We start from the raw sequence: 25,853 nt of genomic DNA on the forward strand, positions 1-25,853 counted from the left end.
GCTGATTAATTGTTTTCCGGACGAAGTTTACGAACTGTAACAGCTGTCTGCCACATTTCGCTTTCACGCAAGGCTTTCAATTCTGCATTCAGCTTCTCACGATAATCGGGTTTGGAGTTACTGTCGATAGAAATCTGGGCTTCGTTGCCCGACTTCACACTTGCATACAATTTCTGTACAACCGGCTTGATGGCATCATGGAACGGGGTCATCCAATCCAGCGCACCACGCTGTGCCGTAGTAGAACAGTTGGCATACATCCAGTCCATACCGTTCTTGGCAAACAATGGCATCAAAGATTGAGTCAACTCTTCCACTGTTTCATTGAATGCTTCAGAAGGAGTATGGCCGTTTTCGCGCAATACTTCATACTGAGCCAACAGCAATCCCTGGATAGCACCCATCAATGAACCGCGTTCACCGGTCAAGTCGGAAGTGGCTTCGCGGATGAAAGTTGTCTCGAACAAATATCCCGAACCGATGCCGATACCCAGTGCAATCGTCTTGTCAAAAGCTTTACCCGTAGCATCCTGATAGACGGCATATGATGAGTTCAAGCCACGACCCTCGAGGAACATGGTACGAAGTGAAGTACCGGAACCTTTGGGAGCAACCATAATAACATCAATATCTTCAGGAGGAACCACGCCGGTACGGTCGTTCCAGGTGATAGCAAAACCATGAGAGAAGTAAAGGGCCTTTCCGGGAGTCAAATAAGGTTTGATAGTCGGCCATACAGACATTACAGCAGCATCAGACAACAGACACATGACGATAGTACCTTTCTGGCAAGCCTCTTCGATGCCGAACAAAGTTTCACCCGGTACCCATCCGTCAGCCACAGCCTTTTCGTATGTCTTGCCCGGACGTTGTCCCACAATCACATTGAAACCGTTATCACGCAAGTTGCAAGCCTGGCCCGGACCTTGTACACCATAGCCGATTACTGCAATTGTTTCATCTTTCAAAATCTCACGTGCTTTTTCCAAAGGAAATTCTTCGCGGGTCATTACATTCTCAATAACACCGCCAAAATTCAATTGTGCCATTTTTTGTTCTAATTTTTATTTGTGGCTTACGCCAACGTTGATAAATTTATTTATTTCTCTGTAAATATCACTTTAGAGCGACAGACCACTTCGCTGCCGTTCTTTTTCACCTCCACATCGTAAACACCCTCACCGGCATTATCCATAAACAAAGTCAACTCATCCCCATAATAGCTTTCGGCTACATACGCCATCTCAAAACGACGAATGCGCTTCTCCCTATACATCTCTATCGGGAACAAATCAAGGATGTGCTCGATGTAACGAATGCTGTTCACATGCCCGTTAATGTCAATATCACTGTATTTGGCTACCAAAACAGCAACCGGTTCCTTTGAGGCCACCTTTATCCGCGAAGGCTTTTCTATCGGGCAAGGCTCATCGCAGACATAATCTACAATGCTGCCACTATGAAGAGCCAGCAAATCTGCCGGCTTACGGGTATTCATGCTAATCATCGCCCAAACGGAACGTGCATACCCAATCTTCTTGCCCTCCTTATCGATGATAGCGAAATTACGGTCTGTAAAAAGGCGATAGACATTCTCCACCCAAGTCTGAATGGAGAAATCTTCGTACTGATAAGGCATTTCATCCAGTTCGACAGCCAGACGGGACAATACCCAAGTATAATTGTCCTCGTTTAGAGTCGCGATGCCAAAACCGCGGTCGCTGGCATGGAAACCCGCACAATTCAACAAATGGTTGCCCAATACTCCCATTGTCAGCCGTCCGGTAAAGTCGACATGAAACGGTTCGGCAACAAACTTGTAGGTACCTATCTTATTGTTCTCGCTCATCATGATTCTTGGTGTTTACTTTGACGATATTTTGCTTCACGGTCCGCCAGATATTCATTGACACGCTCAAAACAGCTGGTCGTAATGGCTACGCGACCCGAACGGACGAACTGAAGTACGCAATCCAACTGGCGCAACTCCTCATAAAGATTGGTGATTTCCTCACTCATGCCATTCTTCTCAACAATGGCAAATACAGCATTCACCTCCACAATACGGGCATTGTACTTACGGATTACTTTGGACACCTCCGGTTTTTCTTCCAGCGTAGGGGTCGTTATTTTATAAAGGGCAATCTCGTGCTGATAGATTTCATCATCCGTGAAATAATGGGCTTGCAGCACATCTATTTTCTTGGTAATCTGCTTGGTCACCTTTTCAATGGTATCCTTGTCCGTCCAAGCGGTAATGGTATATTTATGTACCCCCTTGATGGAGGAGGCCGATACATTCAAACTCTCGATGTTTATCTGCCGGCGGGTAAACACAGCCGTCACCTGATTCAGCAAACCGGCAAAGTTTTCCGAATGAACAATGATTGTATATAGTTTTTTATCCATAGATAGAGTAAATTCTTTAATTTCGCATGACTTCAGCATTCCAACAACATCTGATTGACCGAACCCCCCGGAGGTGTCATCGGCATTACATTTCCTTCTTCCTCCACACAAGCTTCGAGCAGGAACGGTCCGTCAGTTACTATCATCTCTTCAATCGCTTTTGCCAACTCCTCACGGGTCATTACCCTGCGTGCAGGAATATCATATGCCGAAGCAATCTTCATATAATCCGGATTCATCATCGGAGTAAACGAATAGCGACGATTGAAGAACATCGCCTGCCATTGACGAACATTACCCAAGAAGTTATTGTTCAACAGAATCATCTTCACCGGAGCCTTTTGTTCCATGATGGTACCCAGCTCCTGCAGGTTCATCTGCAAGCCGCCGTCTCCCATGAATACGCATACCGTGCGGTCCGGACGTCCAAAAGTGGCACCGATAGCTGCCGGAAGGCCGAAGCCCATAGTACCCAGGCCACCGGAAGTAACAATGCTACGTTCCTTGCTGTATTTGAAATAACGGGCAGACATCATCTGATTCTGGCCGACATCAGTCACCAATATCGCCTCGTTATGGGTAGCCTCACTCACAGCACGCACCACCTCACCCATGCTTAGCGCTTTTCCTGCCGGATGTAATTCCGGACGGATTACCTTTTCCTCTTCCACTTCCTCGTATTGCCGGAAACTGTCAATCCATTCCTGATGGTTGGCGGGTTCCAGCAATTGGGTAACGGCAGCCAGTGTCTCTTTGCAATCTCCCAGGACAGCAACATCGGTCTTTACATTCTTATCTATTTCGGCAGGGTCAATATCAAAGTGGATAATCTTCGCCTGCTTGGCATATGTTTCCAATTTACCCGTCACACGGTCATCAAAGCGCATGCCTACGGCGATAAGGACATCACATTTATTGGTATTGATATTGGGCCCCAGGTTACCGTGCATACCAAGCATTCCTTTGTTCAACGGATGGTTCGTAGGTAATGCGGAAAGTCCCAATAAAGTGCATCCGGCAGGCATTCCGGCTTTCTCAATGAAAACACGAAGCTCTTGCTGGGCTTCTCCCAGCTCCACGCCTTGTCCTACCAGCACCAAAGGCCGTTCCGCACCATTTATTAATTCAGCAGCCTTCCGTATGGCCTCCGGCTCCATTTCGGGAACGGGAAGATAGCTACGGACATAGTCCACCTTAGTAGGCGCATATTCTGTTTTCTCCACTTGGGCGTTTTTAGCAAAATCCAGCACGACCGGTCCCGGACGTCCGCTCTTTGCCACATAGAAAGCACGTGCCACTGCCCAGGCCACATCTTCTGCACGACGAATCTGGTAACTCCATTTCGTGATAGGCTGAGTAATGCCTACCAAGTCCACTTCCTGAAATGCATCCGTACCCAAGAAGTTCGTCCCTACCTGGCCGGCAATGACAACGATAGGCGTACTGTCAATCATGGCATCTGCAATGCCCGTGATAGTATTGGTAGCACCTGGTCCACTGGTAACCAGACAAACGCCAACCTCGCCCGACACACGTGCAAAGCCTTGCGCCGCATGGGTGGCTCCTTGTTCATGGCGAACCAGGATATGGTTCAATTCCTTCCGGTGGTCGTATAAGGCATCGAATACCGGCATGATGCTCCCTCCCGGATAACCGAAAATAGTCTTTACTCCCTGATGCTCCAGAGAGCGCATCAATGCTTCTGCGCCTGTTATTAGAGCCTCACCCCGACCCTCTCCTTGGGAGAGGGAGGAAAAGTTACTCTTTTTATTATTATCAGCCATACTTTATCTTTTTATTAAAAACTTCGGAAATTTGTATCATTCCCTCCTCCCCTCTCTTTCGGAGAGGGGTCGGGGGTGAGGCCTTTAATCAATCAACCTCACAGCCCCTTTGTCAGCGGAACTCACCATACTGGCATATGCTTTCAATGCTTTGGAGACTTCACGGTTGCGGGTTACCGGAGTCATAGGGCGTGCTGCAAGCTCTTCATCCGTCAACTTCACATTGATAGAACGGTTCGGTATATCAATTTCGATAATATCCCCATCCTTAATCTTACCGATATTACCACCGGCAGCCGCTTCGGGAGAAACATGTCCGATACTCAGTCCGGAAGTACCACCACTAAAACGCCCGTCAGTAATCAATGCACACTCCTTACCCAGATGGCGGGATTTGATATAAGAAGTAGGATAAAGCATCTCCTGCATACCCGGTCCACCTTTCGGTCCTTCGTGAGTAATGACGACGACGTCTCCACTGACTACCTTTCCACCCAAAATACCATCGCAAGCCGCATCTTGTGAGTCGAAAACTTTCGCCGGCCCCGTAAATTTCCAGATACTCTCGTCTACACCGGCAGTCTTAACAACGCAACCGTCCTGAGCTATATTTCCTTTCAAAACCGCCAGACCGCCATCCTTGCTGTATGCATGTTCCAAATCACGGATACAACCGGTCGCACGGTCCGTATCGAGTTCCTTATAAGACGCATTTTGTGAGCCGAGTACCAGATTGAACTTTCCGGCTGCCGCACTGGAGTATTTCTTGATTGCCTCTTTACATACATTAGAGCTGGTAATACTATACCGGTCGATTGCCTCTGCCAACGTCATTCCATCCACACGATGGACATTCGTATCGACCAATCCGCCCTTGGCAAGCTCATCCATGATGGCAATGATGCCACCGGCACGGTTAACGTCTTGTACATGATACTTTTGGGTATTGGGAGCCACCTTGCATAAGCAGGGGGTCTTGCGGGAGAGCATGTCAATGTCGTCCATCTTAAAATCCGCTCCGGCTTCGTGAGCCACAGCCAACAAATGAAGTACCGTATTAGTGGAACCGCCCATCGCAATATCCAGCGTCATGGCATTCAAAAATGCCTCACGGGTAGCAATACTGCGCGGGAGTACACTCTCATCCCCTTCTTCATAATATCTAAAGGCATTCTCTACAATCAACCTGGCTGCATCCTCAAATAGTTTCTTGCGATTTTCGTGAGTGGCTACAATCGTGCCGTTACCGGGCAGTGCCAATCCAATCGCTTCATTCAAGCAATTCATGGAATTAGCGGTAAACATGCCTGAACAGCATCCGCAAGTGGGGCAGGCATGTTGCTCAATCTGTGCCACCTCTTTATCGCCCACACTTTCATCAGCAGATTTAATCATGGCATCAATCAAATCCAAATGCTGTCCGTTCCATTCCCCGGCTTCCATCGGACCGCCTGAAACAAACACAGTCGGTATATTCAGCCTCATAGCTGCCATCAGCATCCCCGGAGTAATCTTGTCACAATTACTGATGCAAACCATAGCATCTGCCTTATGAGCATTTACCATATACTCCACACTATCGGCAATGATATCCCTTGAAGGCAGGGAATAAAGCATTCCGTCGTGCCCCATAGCGATACCGTCGTCAATGGCAATCGTATTGAACTCCGCAGCAAAACATCCCCGCTTTTCAATCTCTTCCTTTACAAACTGGCCTATTTCGTGCAGGTGTACATGCCCGGGGACGAATTGTGTAAAGGAATTGACTATAGCGATAATGGGCTTACCCATCTGTTCTTTCTTCATACCATTCGCCGTCCACAATGCACGGGCTCCCGCCATGCGACGACCTTGTGTGCTGAACGAGCTGCGTAACTGATGCTTCATTTTCAAATCTCCTTTTAATGAAAAAGCCTCTCCCACTATAGTGAGAAAGGCTTAATAAATTATCTTCTAACATACGAATACATACATAACCTTTCTCACGCTCTTGATGCCACCACCACGACGCGAATAATATGCAGGAATGCCAGGTTAATAGATGTATGTAAATTCATAACTTAATTCTTCTTTTTTGTTTCAAATGTGCTGCAAAGGTAAGGGCTTTTTTATAATCTCCAAACAAATTGAATAAAAAAATAAGATAAATATGAATAATCGTAAGAAAATATCGCCCTAAAATCCTATTTTATCACTTAACAGTTCTAAATAGAACCATTCGGACAGCCAATGTAAATGTATTGCCAATCATTGAAACCATTTAATAATCTGAAAATTACCAAAGGCTCTCTACATCCCGAAACAAATAATTCGTATCTTTGTCTCTTCAAATACTCAAAAAAAGTATTTACTAATTAAATAAAGATAGAAAATTAATGGAAACAGTAGAAAACAAGTACATCACCGTAGCATATAAGCTGTACTCAATCGAAAACGGAGAAAAAGATTTCGAAGAAGAAGCACCCGTAGAGCATCCTTTTCAGTTTATCTCAGGGCTGGGAATGACACTCGAACCCTTTGAAGCCCAGATAAAAGACTTGCAGATAGGCGATAAATTCGACTTTACCATTCCGGCATCAGAAGCTTATGGTGAATATGACGACGACCATGTTATTGACCTCCCCAAAGAAATCTTTATGATAGAAGGGAAATTCGACAGCGATCGTGTAGTAGAAGGTGCCGTTATCCCCTTGATGACTTCTGAAGGTCAACGCATCAACGGAAGTGTGGTAGAAGTGAAGGAAGATATCGTCGTAATGGATATGAACCATCCGCTCGCAGGTTGTGACTTGAACTTCACTGGAGAAGTAGTGGAAAGCCGCCTGGCTACAAACGAAGAACTTGCCGAAGTCGCCCGTATGATGGGTGGCGGTTGCGGCAGCTGCGGTTGTGGTGACTGTGGCGACGGATGCGGCGACCATGAATGTGGAGGCGGATGCTGCCACTAGAAGAATTAAAAATGAAGAATTAAAAATGAAAGAATCAAACTACGCAATATAAGTATGCTGCATGATAATTCTTTCATTTTTAATTCTTCATTTTTTTAATTATTTACTTGTCATTATCTCCAATACCAATTTATCCGTTTCATTCATTCCTTTAGAACCGATTTTTGTCAGATTACGGATACTCTGATCCACATCCTCATCAATAATACCTTCTACGGAAGTTACACAACGGTTTTCCATGGCCATGATGGCTGAAAGTACTGCGGTTGAAACTCCGGTAGTCACTTTCAATGCACAACTAGGTTTGGCACCATCACAAATCATTCCGGTAAGATTGGCAATCATGTTCTGTACAGCATATGCCACCTGCTCATAAGTACCCCCCATTAGCCAAGTTATACCGCAACTGGAACCAGTGGCAGCAACCACACAACCGCATAAGGCGGATAACCGTCCCAAACTCTGCTTGATATAGATTACTGTCAAATGGCTCAACATCAAGGCACGAATCAATTCTTCTTCTGATTTCCCGTTTTCTTCGGCATAGACTAGTACGGGAAGGGTAGCGGATATCCCTTGATTACCACTGCCGGAATTACTCATCACTGGAATCATAGCTCCTGCCATACGGGCATCACATGCTCCCGAAGTGTAAGAAAGGATATGAGAGAAGACACTGTCGCCCATAATCCGGTGTTCGTAAGTGCCACGTAGGATTTTACCCAGACCATGACCGTATTCACCTTCGAAGGAACGTTCGGCGGCAGTCTTGTTCAGTCGTGCCGTATCAAGAATAAAACGGATGTCGTCTAATGGGGTTGTCATGGCGAAGTCATACACTTTGCGTAAAGTCAAGTCCAATACATCCTCCTCCTCTTCGAAGCAAGAAGCGGTTTGTTTGTCCAGCAGGATGTCCCCGTTGTGCGTTATATAAGTAAAGCAAGTATGTCCACCAGCAATAATGGCGGTTGCCTTGTCCATATCGGCTTCACAGCAGACTTCTATATAAAGTTTCTCTTCTATATCGTCTTTTAAGGATATATGGATACGCTTTTCTTCTATGAAACGCTTTCCTGCCTCCACTGCATCAGGGGTACTGTCTTTCAAAACCTCCAATTGATATGCCGACTTGCCTATTAAAGCGCCAAGTGCCACAGCAATCGGTAATCCAATCATCCCCGTACCAGGAATACCCACTCCCATTGCATTCTTCAGAATATTGGCACTCAGCAATACGGTTATCTTTTCGGGACGCTTATTCAACACTTCCACAGCCTTTGCTACACACAATGCTACAGCTATAGGTTCTGTACAACCAATGGCAGGGACGACCTCGTTCTTGACAAGGGTAATGATTTGCAGTCTTTCCGTTTCAGTCATATTTATTCAAATTTGATGCAGGCAAAGATAATGTATTTTATTCTATAATAAAACGAACAAAAAAATAAAAAAGAGGATTCCAAGCACAGAACCCTCTTTATAGATAAAGAAAAATCTTTTCTTATTTTTTATAAGAATTGTCACCAAGACTTATACCTAAATTGAATCTGGTAGTAACATTCCAAATTCCTTCTATTTCAGTCATTGAGTTCAAGGCAGTCAGCATCTGGATCATATTCCACAAAGGTATACTCTGTCCCCTGAATTCAATGTTCGTGTTCTTTAACAACATATCTACATCAGGTAACATCGGATAGAGAGCAGGCATAAAAATATCAAATAAATCCTTATCCAGATAGATAGAGAGATCATTTACCGTTCTTACGAGCTCTTCCTCGTTCTTTATCTCCAATTGGGTAGTTCTATAGTTCAAGGGGAAACCATCGATTACATAGCCAATCAGTTTTTCAATATCACTATCGGAAATTTTAGAAATATCTAACTTTTTCAGCATATTATCATCTTCAAGTCCAGCCAACAACTGACCCAACAAATTCTTGATGTCAGCTCCACTCATGCTCTTCACCATTTCTATAATCTGCAAAATAGCTTCCGGAGTCACTTGAGAATCCTCAGCATCTTTCAATGCTTCGGTTACAATGGCAGGAATATTCAGCACAACATAGATATGCTCACCCTTCACATACCAATAAGCCAGATTTGCAGGAGAAGATTTCCAAACAATGCCGTCCGTTGAAGGGAGCTGTCCCATACCGGCCATAATCATCTGATCCATAGTAATGTTTATTTCTTCTGCATAGCTGGCTACAATAGAACCGTCAGCTTTGAACTCCACATCTTTCAAAAGCTGTATCATAGCCGCAGATAGGACATTTGTCCCTACTGTCGAGATATTATCCGCTGCAATCCCTGCATTACCACCTTCTCCATAAGGCGATACCCAAGTCAATCTTCCCGGAGCATAAATATTGGTTCTATCTTTAGAATCAGCATAATAAACAGCATCACACAACTGATATTTCTTCACGATATCTCCTACAAACTCCGTAGAAACCGTAACTGCAGCTTTCCCTTCTAATGTGATAGTACCCGAAACTTTCACATTCGTAGAGCTAAGCAGCACCCAAGCCGCCTTAGTAGCAGGCGTTACACTTTTCTCGCCTTGAAACTTAAAAGTACCGTCTGTCTGTTCAACAACAGTCACATTAATTTCTATTTCATCTGCACCTCTAACCACTTTATTCAACGTCAAAATACCATTCTGCGCATCGGTCATCGCTAATTTCATACTAGCATCAGAACTTGTTGGAATATTAGTTTCCAGTTCCAGATTTTCAGCTGTAATAATCTGATTAGGCACTTTCTTCCAATTTTCATCGTCATCATCACTACAAGCCGTGAATAAACTCATTGAACAGATCAATGCAAATAAATAAAATAAATTCTTTTTCATACTTTTTTGAGTACTTGTTTAGTTAATAAAAAGCTTCCCAAGGGAGCTATTAATTTCCCATTTTAAATTAAAGGTGCAAAGTAACACTTTTTAAGGTTACAGTACAAGGTCTTTTCTAAAAAATAGATGTTCCTTTTTTCATCATTACGAGTGAAATTCCGATGTATATTTCATAAAGAGTAAGCCATTTTTATAAAGAACAAACCATTAGCCAAACTCTGGTAAAGGCAGGCAACTTTATACGGAAAGGATTTTTTATCTTATTTCCTTAAACGTTTTATGAAAAAAGTTGTTATCTTTATAAAGTCAAAAGCATTTCCTATAAAGCGTATTGGCACATTAACCTCATATATAAACCTTTAAAGCATTTGATATGTTCAACTCATTTGGAAATATTCTCCGTCTTACCAGTTTTGGGGAATCACACGGTAAGGGTGTGGGAGGAGTGATAGACGGATTCCCTGCAGGAATAGCCATTGATATGGATTTCGTCCAGGCAGAGCTCAACCGACGCCGCCCCGGACAGTCACGTATCACTACTGCTCGGAAAGAGGGTGACAAAGTGGAGTTCCTCTCCGGCATCTTCGAAGGAAAATCCACAGGCTGCCCCATAGGATTCATTGTATGGAACCAAAACCAGCATTCTGACGATTACAATAATCTGAAAGAAGTCTACCGCCCGTCACATGCCGACTATACTTATAAGGTAAAATACGGCATCCGAGACCATCGCGGAGGCGGACGTTCATCGGCCCGTGAAACAATCTCGCGTGTAGTGGCGGGCGCCTTGGCCAAATTGGCACTAAAGCAGTTGGGTATACACATCACGGCATACACTTCACAAGTAGGCTCTATCCGCCTTGAAGAGAACTATACCGCATACGACCTCGACCTGATAGAGACCAATCCGGTCCGCTGCCCCGACCCGGCGAAGGCGAAAGAAATGGAAGAACTCATCTTCAAGATAAAGGGAGAAGGAGATACTATCGGAGGAGTGGTGACCTGTGTCATCAAAGGATGCCCCATCGGACTGGGACAACCCGTATTCGGCAAGCTCCATGCGGCACTCGGAGCAGCCATGCTCAGCATCAATGCAGCAAAAGCATTCGAGTATGGAGACGGTTTCAAGGGATTAAAGCAAAAAGGCTCAGAGCAGAATGACGTGTTCTACAACAACAACGGACGTATCGAGACCCGCACCAATCATTCGGGCGGTATACAAGGTGGAATCAGCAACGGACAAGACATCTATTTCCGTGTAGCCTTCAAACCCGTGGCAACCGTACTGATGGAGCAACACACCGTGAACATTGACGGTGTAGACACCACCCTGAAAGCCCGCGGACGCCATGATCCGTGCGTATTGCCACGCGCAGTACCCATCGTGGAAGCAATGACAGCAATGACATTGCTGGATTATTACCTGATTGACAGAACAACTCAGCTATAATATTCACCTATGGAAATAAAGAAATATATTACAGAGAACGAGTCTAAAATGCTGGAAAACTTGTTCAGCCTCATCCGTATTCCAAGCATCAGTGCCAAACCCGAGTATCACGACGATATGCTTGCCTGCGCCAAACGCTGGGCACAACTGTTGCTCGAAGCCGGAGCAGACGAAGCTCTGGTAATGCCTTCAAAAGGAAATCCAATTGTTTTTGGACAGAAAATCGTAGACCCGGACGCCAAGACCGTATTGGTATATGCCCACTACGACGTGATGCCGGCCGAGCCTCTCGAACTTTGGAAAAGCGAACCCTTTGAGCCTGAAATACGCGACGGACATATCTGGGCACGTGGTGCTGATGATGACAAAGGGCAGTCTTTCATACAAGTGAAAGCATTTGAATACCTCGTCAGAAACGGACTGCTGCAAACCAACGTGAAATTCATCTTCGAAGGAGAAGAAGAAATCGGCTCGCCCAGTCTGGAAAGCTTCTGCCAAGAGCACAAAGAACTGCTAAAAGCAGATGTCATACTGGTTTCGGACACCAGCATGCTTGGCGCCGACCTGCCTTCACTGACCACTGGATTGCGCGGACTTGCCTATTGGGAAATAGAAGTGACCGGCCCTAATCGCGACCTGCACAGCGGACACTTCGGCGGTGCCGTCGCCAATCCCATCAACGTGCTTTGCCAGATTATCAGCAAAGTAACGGATGCGGGGGGACGTATCACCATACCGAGTTTCTATGACGATGTGGAAGAAGTTCCCCAAGCTGAGCGCGACATGATAGCCCGCATTCCTTTCGACGAAGAGAAATACAAAAAGGCTATCAATGTAAAAGCGCTTTTCGGAGAGAAAGGTTACAGTACGCTGGAACGTAACAGTTGCCGTCCATCTTTCGACGTATGCGGCATCTGGGGCGGATATACGGGTGAAGGGTCCAAGACCGTGCTCCCATCCAAGGCATACGCCAAGGTATCCTGCCGGTTAGTTCCCCACCAGGACCACCATAAAATATCCAAACTGTTTGCCGACTATATCTTAGACATAGCACCGGATTCGGTGCAGGTAAAAGTCACTCCGATGCACGGCGGACAAGGATATGTATGCCCCATCAGCCTGCCCGCCTATCAAGCCGCCGAAAAAGGTTTTGAAAAAGCATTCGGAAAGAAACCGCTGGCAGTGCGTCGAGGTGGAAGTATCCCCATCATTTCCACCTTCGAGCAAGTGCTGGGTATCAAAACCGTATTGATGGGCTTCGGGCTCGAATCCAACGCCATCCACTCACCTAATGAGAATATACCATTGGACATCTTCCGTAAAGGAATAGAAGCCGTTGTCGAATTCTACCTCAATTATAAATAAAACAAGAAAATCAGGATGAAAGACTTCCAAATTCAAGCCATCGGCCTGATGTCCGGCACCTCTCTTGACGGACTGGACGTATGTTGTTGCACTTTCCGACGACAAGCTGGAAAATGGTCTTTCCACATAGACTGTGCGAAAGGCTATAGCTACCCTGACGCCATGAAGCAGATATTGGGTACCGGTGCACAGACAATGAGTGCTTTGGAGTTCATCACTTTCCACAGCTCCTATGGAAAGTTTCTCGGTGAACGTGTCAACGAGTTCATGCAAGAATTTGGAGTCCACCCCGATATTATCGCCTCCCACGGGCATACTATCTTCCATGAGCCTCAAAAGAGAATCATGTACCAAATAGGTGATGGAGCCGCCATTGCCGCTGAAACCCATATACCTACCGTTTCGGATTTCCGGCGGCTGGACATCATGCTAGGTGGGCAGGGCGCTCCACTCGTACCTATTGGCGACCGGTTGCTTTTTGCTGACTACGACTTCTGTTTGAATATCGGCGGCTTCTCCAACATCTCATTCGAGCAGGACGGGCGGCGCATCGCTTTTGACATCAGTCCGGTGAATTACATCATCAACCATTACTGCCGGCAAATAGGATTGGAATTTGACCGTGACGGCGAGATAGCACGGCAAGGCAACATTTGCCAAGAACTGCTGGACGAACTGAACGGAATGGATTTCTACCATCAGTCCGGACCGAAATCATTGGGACGGGAGTGGGTGGAAACGCTGGTATATCCCATGCTCGAGCGTTATGGCTTGAGTATGGAGAATATGCTACGTACCTTTTACGAGCATGCCGCCTGGCAAATATCACGCATCATCACCGCCCACCCCTTGCCCGATGGCAATGGAAAGCTGCTGATTACCGGTGGAGGTGCATTCAACAAGTTCCTCATAGAACGTATCGACGCCTTGTGTCCGTGTGAAATCGTGATTCCCAGCCGGCAAATCATAGAGTACAAGGAAGCCCTAATCTTTGCTTTCCTGGGTGCCCTCTATATGGCGGACACACCCGGATGCCTCGCCTCGGTAACGGGAGCCACGGCAGATAATATCGGAGGGATGCTGTTTAAAATATAGTCAATTCTACCATTATGGAAAAATCAAAAGACACCTGGACCGTCTTATCCAGCGAATACCTTCATCGGGCCCCGTGGCTCACTGTGCGTAAGGACCATGTAGTGCTACCCAACGGCAACCACATCCCCTCCTATTATATATTGGAATATCCCAACTGGGTGAATACCATTGCCATCACCCGTGATGGACAATTTGTCTTTATCCGCCAATACCGGCATGGCATACAAGAAACGTCCTATGAGCTCTGTGCAGGGGTATGCGAAGAAGAGGACGGCTCTCCGATGGTTTCCGCACAACGGGAACTTTTGGAAGAAACCGGCTATGGAAACGGAGTATGGAAAGAGTTCATGCAAATCTCTCCCAATCCAAGTACCCACACCAACATTACCTACTGTTTCCTGGCTACGGACGTGGAGAAAATCTCCGAGCAACAGTTGGAAGATACAGAAAACCTGACCGTACACCTGCTTTCCTTGCAAGAGGTCAAGGAATTGCTGCAGCAAGGAAGCATCCGCCAGGCGCTGATGGCTGCTCCCCTCTGGAAATACATGGCGGAGAGAATTATTTAATGTGATTACCCTTATTCAAACGGCTTGCGGAATGTGCATCCAGATTTCCATTCAGAACAACCGTAAGCTGTTTTCCCCTTGATAACGGTACCTTTTCCGCAAAGCGGACAAGACTGACCGACGAAATCGTCAGCTTGTACGGGAACCTCCACACTTGAAGCTGCCACAGCGCCCAAAGCCTGTTTCGTCTTTTTACCTGCGGCGGCAGACTTTCTCGGTGCTCTTTTCTTCGGCTCCTTTTTTGGCTTATCGGCAGCCTCTGTCTTGGCAGAAGCCTTACTGCCCTTTTCGGGAGCAGACGCTTGGATGGTGATGTGGCGGTTGCTGTTATCAGAAAGTACACTCATCACGATTTCCGATACCATCTGCTTCAATTCTTCCAAGAATTGTCCGGCATTATATGTCCGCCTTTCTATCTCACGTAGTTTTTTCTCCCAAATACCGGTCAGTTCCGCCGACTTCAACAGCTCCTCATGAATAATCTGTATCAGCTCCACACCGGTAGGAGTGGCTATCAGATTCTTCTTTTCCTTGCGGATATAATTCCGCTTGAACAGCGTCTCGATGATGGCTGCACGGGTAGACGGACGACCGATACCGTTTTCCTTCAGCGCATCACGCAGTTCGTCGTTATCCACCAGCTTGCCCGCCGTTTCCATAGCACGCAGCAGGGTGGCTTCCGTATAAGGCCGGGGCGGTTGCGTCCACTTCTCATATAAATCAGGAACGTGCGGTCCGCTTTCTCCTTTCACAAAAGCCGGAAGCACATTCTCCTCTTCTCCCTTTTCCTCTTTCTCCTCCTGCGATTGTACCGAGGGGGTGCCGAAGATAACACGCCAACCCGATTCCAGAATCTGCTTGCCGGTGGCCTTGAACTCTATGCTCTCTACCTCGCCCAATACGGTGGTAGTGGCAAACTTACAATCGGGATAGAATACAGCAATGAAACGGCGTGCTATCAAATCGAATACGCGACGTTCCATATCCGTCAGATTCTGCGGATGCTGGCCGGTAGGAATAATGGCGTGGTGGTCTGTTACCTTCGAGTTATCGAAAACCTTTTTGGACTTCAACAATGCAGTTCCTGTCAAAGGGGCTGTAAATGTCTCGTAATCACGCAGACCTTTCAAGATGCCGGGGCATTTGGGATAGATGTCATCACTCAAATAGGTAGTGTCTACACGTGGATAGGTAGCCACTTTCTTCTCATACAAAGACTGGATGATTTTCAGCGTCTCATCAGCGGAATAGGCAAACTTCTTGTTACATTCCACTTGCAAAGAAGTCAAGTCAAACAAGCGAAGTGGCGCCTCCCTCCCCTCTTTCTTGGTGACATCCGTCACAGTAAAAGGAAAATTCTTAACCTGATCCAATAGAGCAAGCCCACGTTCGCGGTCGGTAATGGGGTCGATACCTCGATTCTCTTCTTCTTTTTTAGGTTTCTTCCCAGCAGCTATGGCCTCTTTCTGCTTCTCGGCTTCCAGTACCAGTTCCTCCTCACTTTTCCGGAGGATGGCGGAGAAAGTGGTATCACGATAGACGGTCTTCAGCTCCCAGTATTGCTTGGGAACAAAATTCTGTATTTCCAACTGACGGTTTACAATCAGCGCCAGTGTCGGCGTCTGCACACGGCCGATAGAAAGTACCTGCCGGTTCTGCCCATACTTCATGGTGTAGAGGCGGGTGGCATTCATCCCGAGCAGCCAGTCGCCAATGGCACGCGACAAGCCTGCTTCGTACAAAGGCTGGAAATCCGACGCATCACGCAGCTTGGCAAACCCCTCACGAATAGCTTCCTCTGTCAATGAAGATATCCAAAGACGTTTCACCGGACAACGTGCCCCGGCCTTCTGCATCACCCAACGCTGTATCAATTCTCCCTCCTGCCCGGCATCACCACAGTTTATAATCATATCGGCATGTTGCATGAGGTTCTCTATCGTATGGAACTGGCGCTCGTATGTGGGATTACTAATCAGCTTAATGCCGAAACGGGGAGGTATCATGGGCAGGCTTCCCAAGCTCCATGACTTCCAATTAGGGGTATATTCATGCGGCTCTTTCAGCGTACAAAGATGACCGAATGTCCAGGTCACCTGGTATCCATTTCCTTCGATGTATCCGTCTTTCTTTTCTCTCGCTCCCAATACATCGGCTATGTCACGCGCCACAGAGGGCTTTTCGGCAATACAAACTATCATTCGCTATTTTATTTAGTGGGACAAAGGTAATAAAAAGGGGGCAAGAACGAAACGATAAGCAAGGAACGATAACATAGACCTGGTAATTTTTTCTCCCCAAAAGCTGACATATGAACATAAAAAAAGGAGTACCGCTGTACTCCAACCTTTGTTAACCTTAAATCTAATACTATGAAAAACACATTGCAAAGATACGGACTTCTGATAAATCTGCAAATTATCCAACTAAAAAATATGTTCTATAACACAGATTAAGAAAAAGGGACGGATATGTAAACATATGCCGTCCCTCTTTTAACATTTAACGTGTCGGATTATTCTTCATCCAACAAGATTTCCAATATCTGGCAAGCAGCCTTGGCAACCGGAGTACCGGGGCCGAAGATGGCAGCTACGCCTGCCTTGTAAAGGAAGTCATAGTCTTGTGCGGGGATTACACCACCGGCAATCACTACGATGTCCTCACGTCCCAACTTCTTGAGTTCTTCGATAATCTGCGGAACCAATGTCTTGTGTCCGGCAGCCAATGAAGAAACCCCCACTACATGAACGTCGTTCTCAACTGCTTCGCGGGCAGCCTCGGCCGGTGTTTGGAACAAGGGTCCCATGTCCACATCGAAGCCACAGTCGGCATATCCGGTTGCAACAACTTTGGCACCGCGGTCGTGACCGTCCTGCCCCATCTTTGCTACCATGATACGAGGCTGACGTCCCTCTTTCTTCGCAAACTTCTCAGCTAATTCACAAGCACGGTGGAAGTCGCTGTCATTCTTACTTTCTGATGAATACACGCCTGATATAGTTCTAATTACTGCTTTATAACGTCCTACAATCTTTTCGCAAGCATAAGAGATTTCCCCCAAAGTGGCACGGACACGGGCTGCCTCGACTGCCAGTTCCAGCAAGTTACCCTTACCTGTCTTTACACATTCAGTAATAGCCTCCAATGCCTTGTCCACTTCTGCCTGGTTACGTCCTTCCTTCAGACGCTTCAGGTTTTCAATCTGTTCCTGACGGACAGCCGTATTGTCGATTTCAAGAATATCAATCGGAGCTTCTTTCTCCAGACGATACTTGTTCACGCCGACAATGGTCTGTGAACCGCTATCAATACGGGCTTGTGTACGTGCAGCAGCCTCTTCGATACGCATCTTGGGAATACCGGTTTCGATGGCTTTTGCCATACCGCCCAGCTTCTCTACTTCCTGAATCAATTCCCAAGCCTTGTGAGCCAACTCATTGGTCAAACTTTCCACATAATAAGAGCCACCCCATGGGTCTACATTCTTGCAAATGTAAGTTTCTTCCTGAATATAAATCTGCGTATTACGTGCAATACGTGCAGAGAAATCCGTCGGCAAGGCAATAGCCTCGTCAAGAGCATTGGTATGCAGTGACTGAGTATGTCCCAATGCAGCAGCCATCGCCTCGATACAAGTACGGCCCACATTGTTGAACGGGTCTTGCTCTGTCAGCGACCAGCCGGAAGTCTGGGAGTGCGTACGCAAAGCCAGCGACTTCGGATTCTTCGGGTTGAACTGCTTCACAATCTTTGCCCACAACATACGTGCGGCACGCATTTTGGCAATTTCCATAAAGTGGTTCGTTCCGATGGCCCAGAAGAAAGAGAGACGCGGTGCGAAAGCATCGATGTCAATACCCGCAGCCGTTCCGGCACGCAGATATTCCAAACCGTCTGCCAGGGTGTAAGCCAACTCGATGTCTGCCGTAGCACCCGCTTCCTGCATGTGGTAGCCGGAGATGGAGATAGAGTTAAACTTAGGCATTTTCTGAGAAGTATATTCAAAGATATCAGAAATAATCTTCATAGAGAATGCAGGCGGGTAGATATAGGTATTACGCACCATGAATTCCTTCAAGATATCGTTCTGGATAGTACCAGCCATTTCTTCTAACTTGGCACCCTGCTCCAGACCTGCGTTGATGTAGAATGCCATAACAGGAAGTACGGCACCGTTCATGGTCATGGAGACGGACATCTTGTTCAAAGGAATTCCATCGAACAGCACCTTCATATTCTCCAAGGAACAGATAGACACACCTGCCTTACCTACGTCACCCACTACACGTTCGTGGTCGGGGTCGTAGCCACGGTGAGTGGCCAAGTCGAAAGCTACGGACAGACCTTTCTGTCCGGAAGCCAAATTACGACGGTAAAAGGCATTTGACTCTTCCGCTGTAGAAAAACCTGCATACTGACGGATAGTCCAGGGACGCAATGTATACATTACAGAGTACGGACCACGCAAATAAGGAGGAAGTCCGGCAGCATAACCCAAATGTTCCATTCCCTCAAGGTCTTCTTTTGTATAAACAGGCTTCACCTCAATGTGTTCCGGCGTTTTCCAATCAGCATGGATGCCGTTAGCCTTTTGCCACTCAGCACCATTGACGGGTTGAAAAGCGGCATATATATCTAAGTTTTTAAAATCTTTTCTCATCTTACTTCAAAAGTTTAGCGTTGTATTCCTTTAATGTTTCCAGCACGTTGACACGGACATGGATAAAGTTCTCGATACCGGCAGCCTTCAAGTCGTCCATGCAAGCAGGAGCACCGGCTACGATAAACATGGCACGACCATTCAGAGCCTTGAAGGCGGGAACAGCATATTCTGCATATTCATCATCACTTGAACACAATACCACGATGTCGGCCTTGGCAGCCATTGCAGCTTCTATACCTTCTTCTACAGTGGAGAAACCGAGGTTGTCTACAACTTCATATCCGGCACAAGCCAAGAAATTGCAAGAGTACTGTGCACGTGCTTGGCGCATGGCCAAATTACCGATAGTCAGCATAAACGCTTTCGGACGTTTGCCGGAAGCCTCTGTTTCGAGACGCAACGCTTCAAATTCACTGGCAGCACGGTCAAAGTTCAGTGTCGGAACATCTTTTTCGCACGTATGTCCGCCGCCGCAACAGCAAGTAGCCTCAACCGGTTTCTTATCCCCGGCCTTTTCATTGAAGTTGGGGAACTGGTTAGTACCCAGCAACACTTCCTTACGCTTGGCGACTGCAGCATGACGTGCCTTGTTGCTCTCGTTTACGGCAGCCTGCACTTTTCCGGCTTTCACGGAAGCATAGAAACCACCGTCTTCTTCTACAGCGAGGAAGAGGTCCCAAGCCTGCTTGGCAATAGAGACGGTCAAGTTCTCGATATAGTAAGAACCTGCAGCCGGGTCTATAACCTTATCGAAGTGCGATTCTTCTTTCAACAGCAATTGTTGGTTACGCGCCATACGCTCAGAGAATTCGTTAGGAGCATCATAAGTCTTGTCGAACGGAGTAACCGTCATTGAGTCAACACCGGCAAGGGCGGCACTCATCGCCTCAGTCTGCGTACGCAACAAGTTTACGTGTGCATCAAACAAAGTCAGGTTGAATGAAGAAGTTTCCGCATGAATCTTCATCTTGGCTGCACAGCGACACTCGTTATCCTTACCCTTGTTTTCGCAGTCGCGCAGACACTCAGGACTGTAAGAAGCCACAATATTAGCCCACAGCATACGTGCAGCGCGGAATTTGGCTATTTCAAGGAAGTAGTTGGAACTGATACCGAAATTAAACTTAATCTTCTTGGCTACCATTGCAGCCGGCAGACCGGCATCAACCAACTGATTCATATATTCATTACCCCAAGCCAAAGCGTAACCCAACTCCTGGAAAATATAAGAACCTGCATTGTTTAATGTCAACGCATTCACATTCAACACACGGTATTTCGGAAGGGAAGCGGTAGCCTCGAGCAGTGCCTTGGCTGTTGCCACCATATCACCTTTTTCTTTACCTTTGGCCAGCATCTTGTTGAAGTAGTCATAGTTGATGGAACCCTGCAACTTCGTCAAATCATAATCCTTTTTCTGGAAATAAGCGACAAGAAGTTCCGCAAGTTCCACCACATGCCCTTGGCAGGTAGAGAAATTCAACTCAACACATTCTGCGCAGATATCTTTCAACAAAGTTTCAATATACTCTGCGTTCAATTCCTTGGCCTTTACATGGAAAGAGAGTGAATCTACACCTTTATTCAAGATATCCAACGCCTTGGCATTGGCCTCTTTGGGGCATTCCACTTTGATTTCCTGACGCACAAGCCATTCATTGTTATCTTTCTTGGTACCTCTGAGATAAGGGAACTCGCCGGGAAGAGCATCTGTCGTCTTCAAACCTTCCAGGTCCTCCATACGGTAGAAAGGTTTCACTTTAAATCCTTCGTTTGTCTTCCAAACGAGTTTCTTCTCGAAATCCGCCCCTTTCAGGTCTGCGGTAACTTTCTCCATCCACTGCTCAGTGGAAACGGGAGAGAAGTCGGAGAAGAGTTTTTCTTTACTGTCTGCCATAGTTTATTTAAAATTAAAATAGATGAATACTATTCATTTTTGTCATCAAGAGACTTGCAAATATAAGGAAATACTTAGAACAAAATCTTTTTTTAGAGAAAATTGCACTTACAGATGACTCCGCATCCATACGGATTCAGCGTATTCACCGGAAACACACCCTATTTTTGCAAAGTTGATATAGCAAAAAGTACCACAAAGCTTTTGTCACCTCCTTTTTATTAAGTAATTTTGCGCGAAATTTAAAAAAACGACATATTAAAAGGTACTATGAATTGGTTAGAAAGCTTGTTATGGGACCCTTCATCTGTCGCTCACATCGTTTGTTTGTATGCATTCGTAATATCTGTGGGCGTATTGCTGGGTAAGATTAAGATTTTCGGGGTATCGTTGGGGGTTACATTCGTCCTCTTTGCGGGTATCCTGATGGGGCATTTTGGCTTCACGGGCGAAACACACATTTTGCATTTCATCCGCGAATTCGGTTTGATTTTATTTGTATTCTGTATCGGTCTGCAAGTCGGGCCTTCCTTCTTCTCTTCCTTTAAGAAAGGGGGGATGCGGCTGAACATGCTTGCTGTCGGTATCGTGTTGCTGAATATCGCAGTAGCATTGAGCATCTACTTCATTGACGGAGGGATAGACTTGCCAATGATAGTAGGTATTCTCTATGGTGCCGTAACCAATACTCCGGGTCTGGGTGCCGCACAAGAAGCCCTGAACCAAATAAACTATACGGGAGACCCCATCGCATTGGGATATGCCTGCGCCTATCCGCTTGGTGTGGTAGGTATCATAGGTTCCATCATAGCCATCCGTTATATCTGCCGGGTGAACCTCAAGAAAGAGGAGCAGGAACTCAATACGCAGGAAGCAGATGTAAAGCATCAGCCGCACATGCTTCACCTCGAAGTACGCAACGAATCAATTTCCGGAAAGACCCTGCTCCAGATAAAGGATTTCCTGGGACGTCCGTTTGTCTGTTCACGCATACGCCATGAGGGGCACGTCAGTATCCCCAACCATGAAACGGTATTCCACGTAGGAGACCAGCTCTTCATCGTATGCTCCGAAGAAGATGCCGAAGCGGTAGCTGCCTTTATCGGAAAAGAAATACATGTAGACTGGGAAAAGCAGGACACCCCAATGGTTTCCCGTCGTATCCTCGTCACTAAGTCCGAAATCAACGGTAAGAAGCTGGGAAGCCTCCACTTCCGCAGTATGTACGGTGTAAATGTAACCCGTATCAACCGCTCAGGTATGGACTTGTTTGCTGATCCCAATCTGGTACTTCAAGTAGGTGACCGCGTAATGGTGGTTGGCCAGCAAGATGCCGTAGAGCGTGTAGCCGGTGTATTGGGCAACCAGTTGAAACGTTTGGACACTCCGAATATCGTTACTATTTTCGTGGGAATCTTCCTAGGAATCCTGCTGGGAAGCCTCCCCATCGCATTCCCGGGTATGCCGACACCGGTTAAGTTAGGTCTCGCAGGTGGTCCGCTGGTAGTGGCAATCCTTATCGGACGTTTTGGTCACAAAATGCATCTTGTGACGTACACCACCATGAGCGCTAACTTGATGTTGCGTGAAATCGGTATTGTACTCTTCCTTGCCAGTGTAGGTATAGAAGCCGGTGAGCATTTTGTACAAACAGTAGTAGAAGGCAGCGGATTACTGTATGTAGGCTATGGATTCCTGATAACCGTCATCCCTTTGTTGATAATCGGCATGATAGCCCGTTTCTATTGCAAAGTGAACTACTTCACCCTGATGGGTTTAATAGCAGGTAGCAACACAGACCCTCCTGCATTGGCATACGCCAATCAGACATCAGGCAATGATGCTCCGGCAGTAGGTTACTCCACGGTATATCCATTGACAATGTTCCTGCGAATTCTGGCGGGACAGATGATACTGCTGACAATGATGTAGGAGGAAATTAAGGAATTAAAATTAAAGGCTGCGCAATGTTGGTTTAACCCAACTACGCAGCCTTTAATTTTAATTCCTTAAAGTCTTAGCTTCTTCTTGACGAACTCTTCTATAAAGTCCACCGTAGCCTCAATACCTAATACGGAAGAATCGATACACAAGTGGTATGTTTCGGCAGCTCCCCATTTTTTGTAGCTGTAGTAGTTATAGTATTCGGCACGCTTCTTGTCCGCTTTGTTCATCATCTCCTCCGCTTCACGCTCAGAAATGGAATACATTCGGCAAATACGCTTGATGCGCTCCTCATTGGAGCAGGAAATGAAGACATTGGCACAGCGTGGATGTTCTCGCAGAATGTAATCGGCACAACGCCCCACAAACAAGCAGGACTTCTCCTCCGCCAATCTGCGTATCACGTCACTCTGCACTTTGAACAGAGCATCATTACTCAGGCAATTCGTGGCCGGGATAGCCCCGTCACTGACAAAAGGGAAACGCATGCCGAAGAGCCCTCCAATAATACCTTGTGAAGCTTTCTCATCAGCTTTCTCAAAGAACTCACAACACAGTCCACTCTCTTCAGAAGCCAACCTAATCAGTTCCTTATCATAAAAGTCAATACCCAGACGGGCAGCCAGTTTCTCGCCTATCTCCCGTCCGCCACTGCCCAGTTGACGGCCTATATTGATTATAAAATTATTGCCCATACGCTTATTCATCTATTGGTTTGCAGATAGCAAATATAAATATTCTTACGGAATATCTGCAGAAAGTAGGAAGAAAAATTCAGAGCCTCTCCCCCGACCTATCCCTACAAGGGAGAGGTTCTGAATTTGCGGAATTGACAAACCAACATCACCAATGCTATCAAACTTGCAAGCAAATCGGATACCGGCATGCTGTACCACACTCCTGCCACTCCGAAGAACTGCGGCAGGATAAGCAGGCAAGGAAGCAGAATCAGCATCTGTCGGGTAAGGGAAAGGAATATCGCTTTGCCTGCCATGCCTATGCTCTGGAAAAAGTTGGAAGTCACCATCTGGAAACCGATAATCGGGAAGAACATTACCGTAATGCGCAGTCCCGTGACCGAAAGCTCTGTCAGTTCCGCATCCGATGTAAAGATGCCCACTACCAGGTCCGGCACCAGCATACCGACCAAAAAGCCGAAAGTGGTCACTGCCGTGGCATAGATTATCGTCAGTTTCAGCACCTTGTTCACCCGTCCGTACAGCTTCGCCCCGAAGTTATATCCGGCAATAGGCTGCATACCCTGATTCAGCCCCATCACAATCATCACTACAATGAAAACCAGACGATTCACGATGCCGAAAGCCCCAATAGCCAAGTCGCCACCATACTTCTTCAACCCCTGATTGATAATGATAACGATGAAGCAGGCTGCCAGGTTCATCAGGAAAGGAGACATGCCGATAGCGAGCGAATCGAATACAATCTTACGTTTCAGACGGAATATCCCCCGGTGGAAATGCAACAGCTCATCCTTATTGCTGAAAAGCTTGAACTGCCACGTCAAAGAGATGATTTGCGCCACAATGGTAGCGACGGCAGCACCACGTATGCCCCAGCCAAAAACATAGATAAACACCGGGTCGAGTATGGTATTGATAACCACCGTGGCTATAGTGGCGTACATCGCCTTCTGTGGATGCCCTGAAGAGCGCAGCACTGCATTCAGCCCCAGATAGAGGTGCGTAACGGCATTTCCCAAAAGGATAATCTGCATATAATCCCTCGCGTAGCCCACCGTCTGGTCACTGCCTCCGAAGAAATAGAGAATCGGGTCGAGAAAGAGCATGACAATGATGGTAAAGGCAATTCCCAGTACCATGTTCAGCACAAAAACATTGCCCAGCACACACTGTGCCGTGTCATAATCCTTCTGCCCCAGCTTGACGGAAATCAGTGTAGAAGCCCCCACTCCTACCAACGAACCGAACGCCGCAGCCAGATTCATCAACGGGAAAGTCAACGCCAATCCCGAAATAGCCATCGTCCCAACGCCGTGACCGATGAAGATACTGTCTACCATATTATATAAAGAGGATGCCGTCATTGCGATGATTGCCGGAACGGCATATTGCATCAAGAGTTTACCTATACTTTCCGTTCCCAACGCCGTGGGAGTCTTTTGTCCTGCCATATTATATACCTATTTCTTTTTAGCGGGTGCAAAGGTACTCTTTTTTTAAAACAGAACAGCAGAAAAAACACCTTAAACCTGCACACTATGCGGATGATTTATGCTATCTTTGCGGTTCAATGATAAATCATAAGATATGATTACCATAATCATACCGTATGATTGATATAATCATACCGTATGATTGGCACATTCATACCGTATGAATCATGCCTGACCTACCGGTTGAGCCGGACACATAATAACAACAAGCCCCCATGGCATTCTATAAGAAAGTAAAACAGAAAGGCGACGACAAATGGCACCCAAGAGCCGTCACCAAAGGACATCCCTATACAACGGATGAAATAGCCCGATTATTGTCGGAAATGTCTACGGTAACCCCGGGAGATACCTATGCAGTATTAATGAACCTTGGTGAAGTGCTGGGCAAGCTGATGAGCTCGGGACACTCCGTAAAGCTCAAGGGCATCGGGACGTTCTACTACACCTGCCGTTCGGAAGGCACCGGAGTAGACACCCCAGAAGAAGTGAGTCCGGCGCAAATCACTGCGGTGCAGATACGCTTCATCCCCGAATACTACCGCGGGCAATGCGGACAAGTGACGGAACGCACCCTCCTCTCCCCGCACATCGAATGGGTGGATGCCGAAGGAGAGGGTTAATGTCACCCCCGTTCCCTATATTTCAAGGAAAAAGGTTCTCTATCTGAAAAATGTT

The 25,853-nt window shown here is 46.6% G+C and carries 19 protein-coding genes; 7 read left to right on the forward strand and 12 right to left on the reverse strand.

Annotated elements, in window-relative coordinates; all coding sequences use genetic code 11:
- Window positions 1–5: 5 nt before the first annotated feature.
- The 5 genes from ilvC to ilvD all read right to left on the reverse strand — a co-directional run bounded on the left by ilvC (window position 6) and on the right by ilvD (window position 6,080).
- Window positions 6–1,049 (reverse strand): ketol-acid reductoisomerase, encoded by a 1,044-nt coding sequence (ilvC, locus tag JXR92_RS17195; RefSeq protein WP_138345022.1) that lies wholly within the window; start codon window positions 1,047–1,049, stop codon window positions 6–8.
- Between the two features lie 50 nt (window positions 1,050–1,099).
- Complete coding sequence (locus tag JXR92_RS17200) at window positions 1,100–1,849, reverse strand: acyl-[acyl-carrier-protein] thioesterase (RefSeq protein ID WP_138345035.1); 750 nt, start codon at window positions 1,847–1,849, stop codon at window positions 1,100–1,102.
- Window positions 1,849–2,409 (reverse strand): acetolactate synthase small subunit, encoded by a 561-nt coding sequence (gene ilvN, locus JXR92_RS17205; RefSeq protein ID WP_005833135.1) that lies wholly within the window; start codon window positions 2,407–2,409, stop codon window positions 1,849–1,851. The genes JXR92_RS17200 and ilvN overlap by 1 nt, the downstream gene beginning before the upstream one ends.
- Before the next feature lie 32 nt (window positions 2,410–2,441).
- Window positions 2,442–4,193 carry a biosynthetic-type acetolactate synthase large subunit gene (gene ilvB / locus JXR92_RS17210; protein ID WP_138345020.1) on the reverse strand — a complete coding sequence of 584 codons (1,752 nt, stop codon included), beginning with the start codon at window positions 4,191–4,193 and terminating at the stop codon, window positions 2,442–2,444.
- Window positions 4,194–4,277: 84 nt separating this feature from the next.
- Window positions 4,278–6,080: a dihydroxy-acid dehydratase gene (gene ilvD / locus JXR92_RS17215; RefSeq protein WP_138345018.1), complete on the reverse strand. Its 1,803-nt coding sequence runs from the start codon at window positions 6,078–6,080 to the stop codon at window positions 4,278–4,280.
- A gap of 488 nt (window positions 6,081–6,568) precedes the next feature.
- Here ilvD and JXR92_RS17220 point away from each other — a divergent pair, with 488 nt between their 5' ends.
- Complete coding sequence (locus tag JXR92_RS17220; RefSeq protein ID WP_117600018.1) at window positions 6,569–7,141, forward strand: FKBP-type peptidyl-prolyl cis-trans isomerase; 573 nt, start codon at window positions 6,569–6,571, stop codon at window positions 7,139–7,141.
- A 99-nt stretch (window positions 7,142–7,240) separates the two neighbouring features.
- Here JXR92_RS17220 and JXR92_RS17225 read toward each other — a convergent pair whose 3' ends face one another.
- Window positions 7,241–8,521 (reverse strand): L-cysteine desulfidase family protein, encoded by a 1,281-nt coding sequence (locus JXR92_RS17225; protein WP_138345016.1) that lies wholly within the window; start codon window positions 8,519–8,521, stop codon window positions 7,241–7,243.
- A 121-nt stretch (window positions 8,522–8,642) separates the two neighbouring features.
- Entirely contained in the window at window positions 8,643–9,995 is a 1,353-nt protein-coding gene (locus JXR92_RS17230; protein WP_206897505.1) for a DUF4925 domain-containing protein, read from the reverse strand.
- Window positions 9,996–10,368: 373 nt separating this feature from the next.
- Here JXR92_RS17230 and aroC point away from each other — a divergent pair, with 373 nt between their 5' ends.
- From aroC to JXR92_RS17250, 4 genes are read left to right on the forward strand one after another with little or no spacing between them, the layout of a single operon-like run.
- A complete protein-coding gene (aroC, locus tag JXR92_RS17235; RefSeq protein ID WP_138345014.1) occupies window positions 10,369–11,445 on the forward strand; it encodes a chorismate synthase in 1,077 nt (358 codons plus the stop codon).
- Window positions 11,446–11,454: 9 nt separating this feature from the next.
- A complete protein-coding gene (locus JXR92_RS17240) occupies window positions 11,455–12,810 on the forward strand; it encodes a dipeptidase (protein WP_138345011.1) in 1,356 nt (451 codons plus the stop codon).
- A 15-nt stretch (window positions 12,811–12,825) separates the two neighbouring features.
- Window positions 12,826–13,905: an anhydro-N-acetylmuramic acid kinase gene (locus tag JXR92_RS17245; RefSeq protein ID WP_117600013.1), complete on the forward strand. Its 1,080-nt coding sequence runs from the start codon at window positions 12,826–12,828 to the stop codon at window positions 13,903–13,905.
- A gap of 14 nt (window positions 13,906–13,919) precedes the next feature.
- Complete coding sequence (locus JXR92_RS17250; protein ID WP_005827192.1) at window positions 13,920–14,474, forward strand: NUDIX hydrolase; 555 nt, start codon at window positions 13,920–13,922, stop codon at window positions 14,472–14,474.
- 11 nt (window positions 14,475–14,485) lie between these two features.
- Here the strand turns inward: JXR92_RS17250 and JXR92_RS17255 are convergent, their stop codons facing one another.
- The 3 genes from JXR92_RS17255 to mutA all read right to left on the reverse strand — a co-directional run bounded on the left by JXR92_RS17255 (window position 14,486) and on the right by mutA (window position 21,037).
- Entirely contained in the window at window positions 14,486–16,675 is a 2,190-nt protein-coding gene (locus JXR92_RS17255) for a DNA topoisomerase 3 (protein WP_138345009.1), read from the reverse strand.
- Between the two features lie 314 nt (window positions 16,676–16,989).
- Window positions 16,990–19,137, reverse strand: coding sequence for a methylmalonyl-CoA mutase (gene scpA / locus JXR92_RS17260; RefSeq protein ID WP_005833154.1), 2,148 nt, complete (start codon window positions 19,135–19,137; stop codon window positions 16,990–16,992).
- A 1-nt stretch (window position 19,138) separates the two neighbouring features.
- Window positions 19,139–21,037: a methylmalonyl-CoA mutase small subunit gene (gene mutA, locus JXR92_RS17265; protein ID WP_044467850.1), complete on the reverse strand. Its 1,899-nt coding sequence runs from the start codon at window positions 21,035–21,037 to the stop codon at window positions 19,139–19,141.
- A gap of 270 nt (window positions 21,038–21,307) precedes the next feature.
- On the opposite strand from mutA, the gene JXR92_RS17270 reads away from it, so the two are divergent.
- Window positions 21,308–22,969, forward strand: coding sequence for a putative transporter (locus JXR92_RS17270; RefSeq protein ID WP_044467851.1), 1,662 nt, complete (start codon window positions 21,308–21,310; stop codon window positions 22,967–22,969).
- Window positions 22,970–23,046: 77 nt separating this feature from the next.
- Here the strand turns inward: JXR92_RS17270 and JXR92_RS17275 are convergent, their stop codons facing one another.
- Together JXR92_RS17275 and JXR92_RS17280 are read right to left on the reverse strand one after the other, a co-directional pair.
- Window positions 23,047–23,676, reverse strand: a complete 630-nt coding sequence (locus JXR92_RS17275) for a cytidylate kinase-like family protein (protein ID WP_044467857.1) — start codon at window positions 23,674–23,676, stop codon at window positions 23,047–23,049.
- A gap of 104 nt (window positions 23,677–23,780) precedes the next feature.
- A complete protein-coding gene (locus JXR92_RS17280) occupies window positions 23,781–25,133 on the reverse strand; it encodes an MATE family efflux transporter (protein WP_138344996.1) in 1,353 nt (450 codons plus the stop codon).
- A gap of 257 nt (window positions 25,134–25,390) precedes the next feature.
- On the opposite strand from JXR92_RS17280, the gene JXR92_RS17285 reads away from it, so the two are divergent.
- Complete coding sequence (locus JXR92_RS17285) at window positions 25,391–25,798, forward strand: HU family DNA-binding protein (RefSeq protein ID WP_117600009.1); 408 nt, start codon at window positions 25,391–25,393, stop codon at window positions 25,796–25,798.
- Window positions 25,799–25,853 lie beyond the last annotated feature (55 nt).

This window comes from Bacteroides parvus, assembly GCF_017309675.2.
GTDB classification, from domain to species: Bacteria; Bacteroidota; Bacteroidia; order Bacteroidales; family Bacteroidaceae; genus Bacteroides; species Bacteroides uniformis.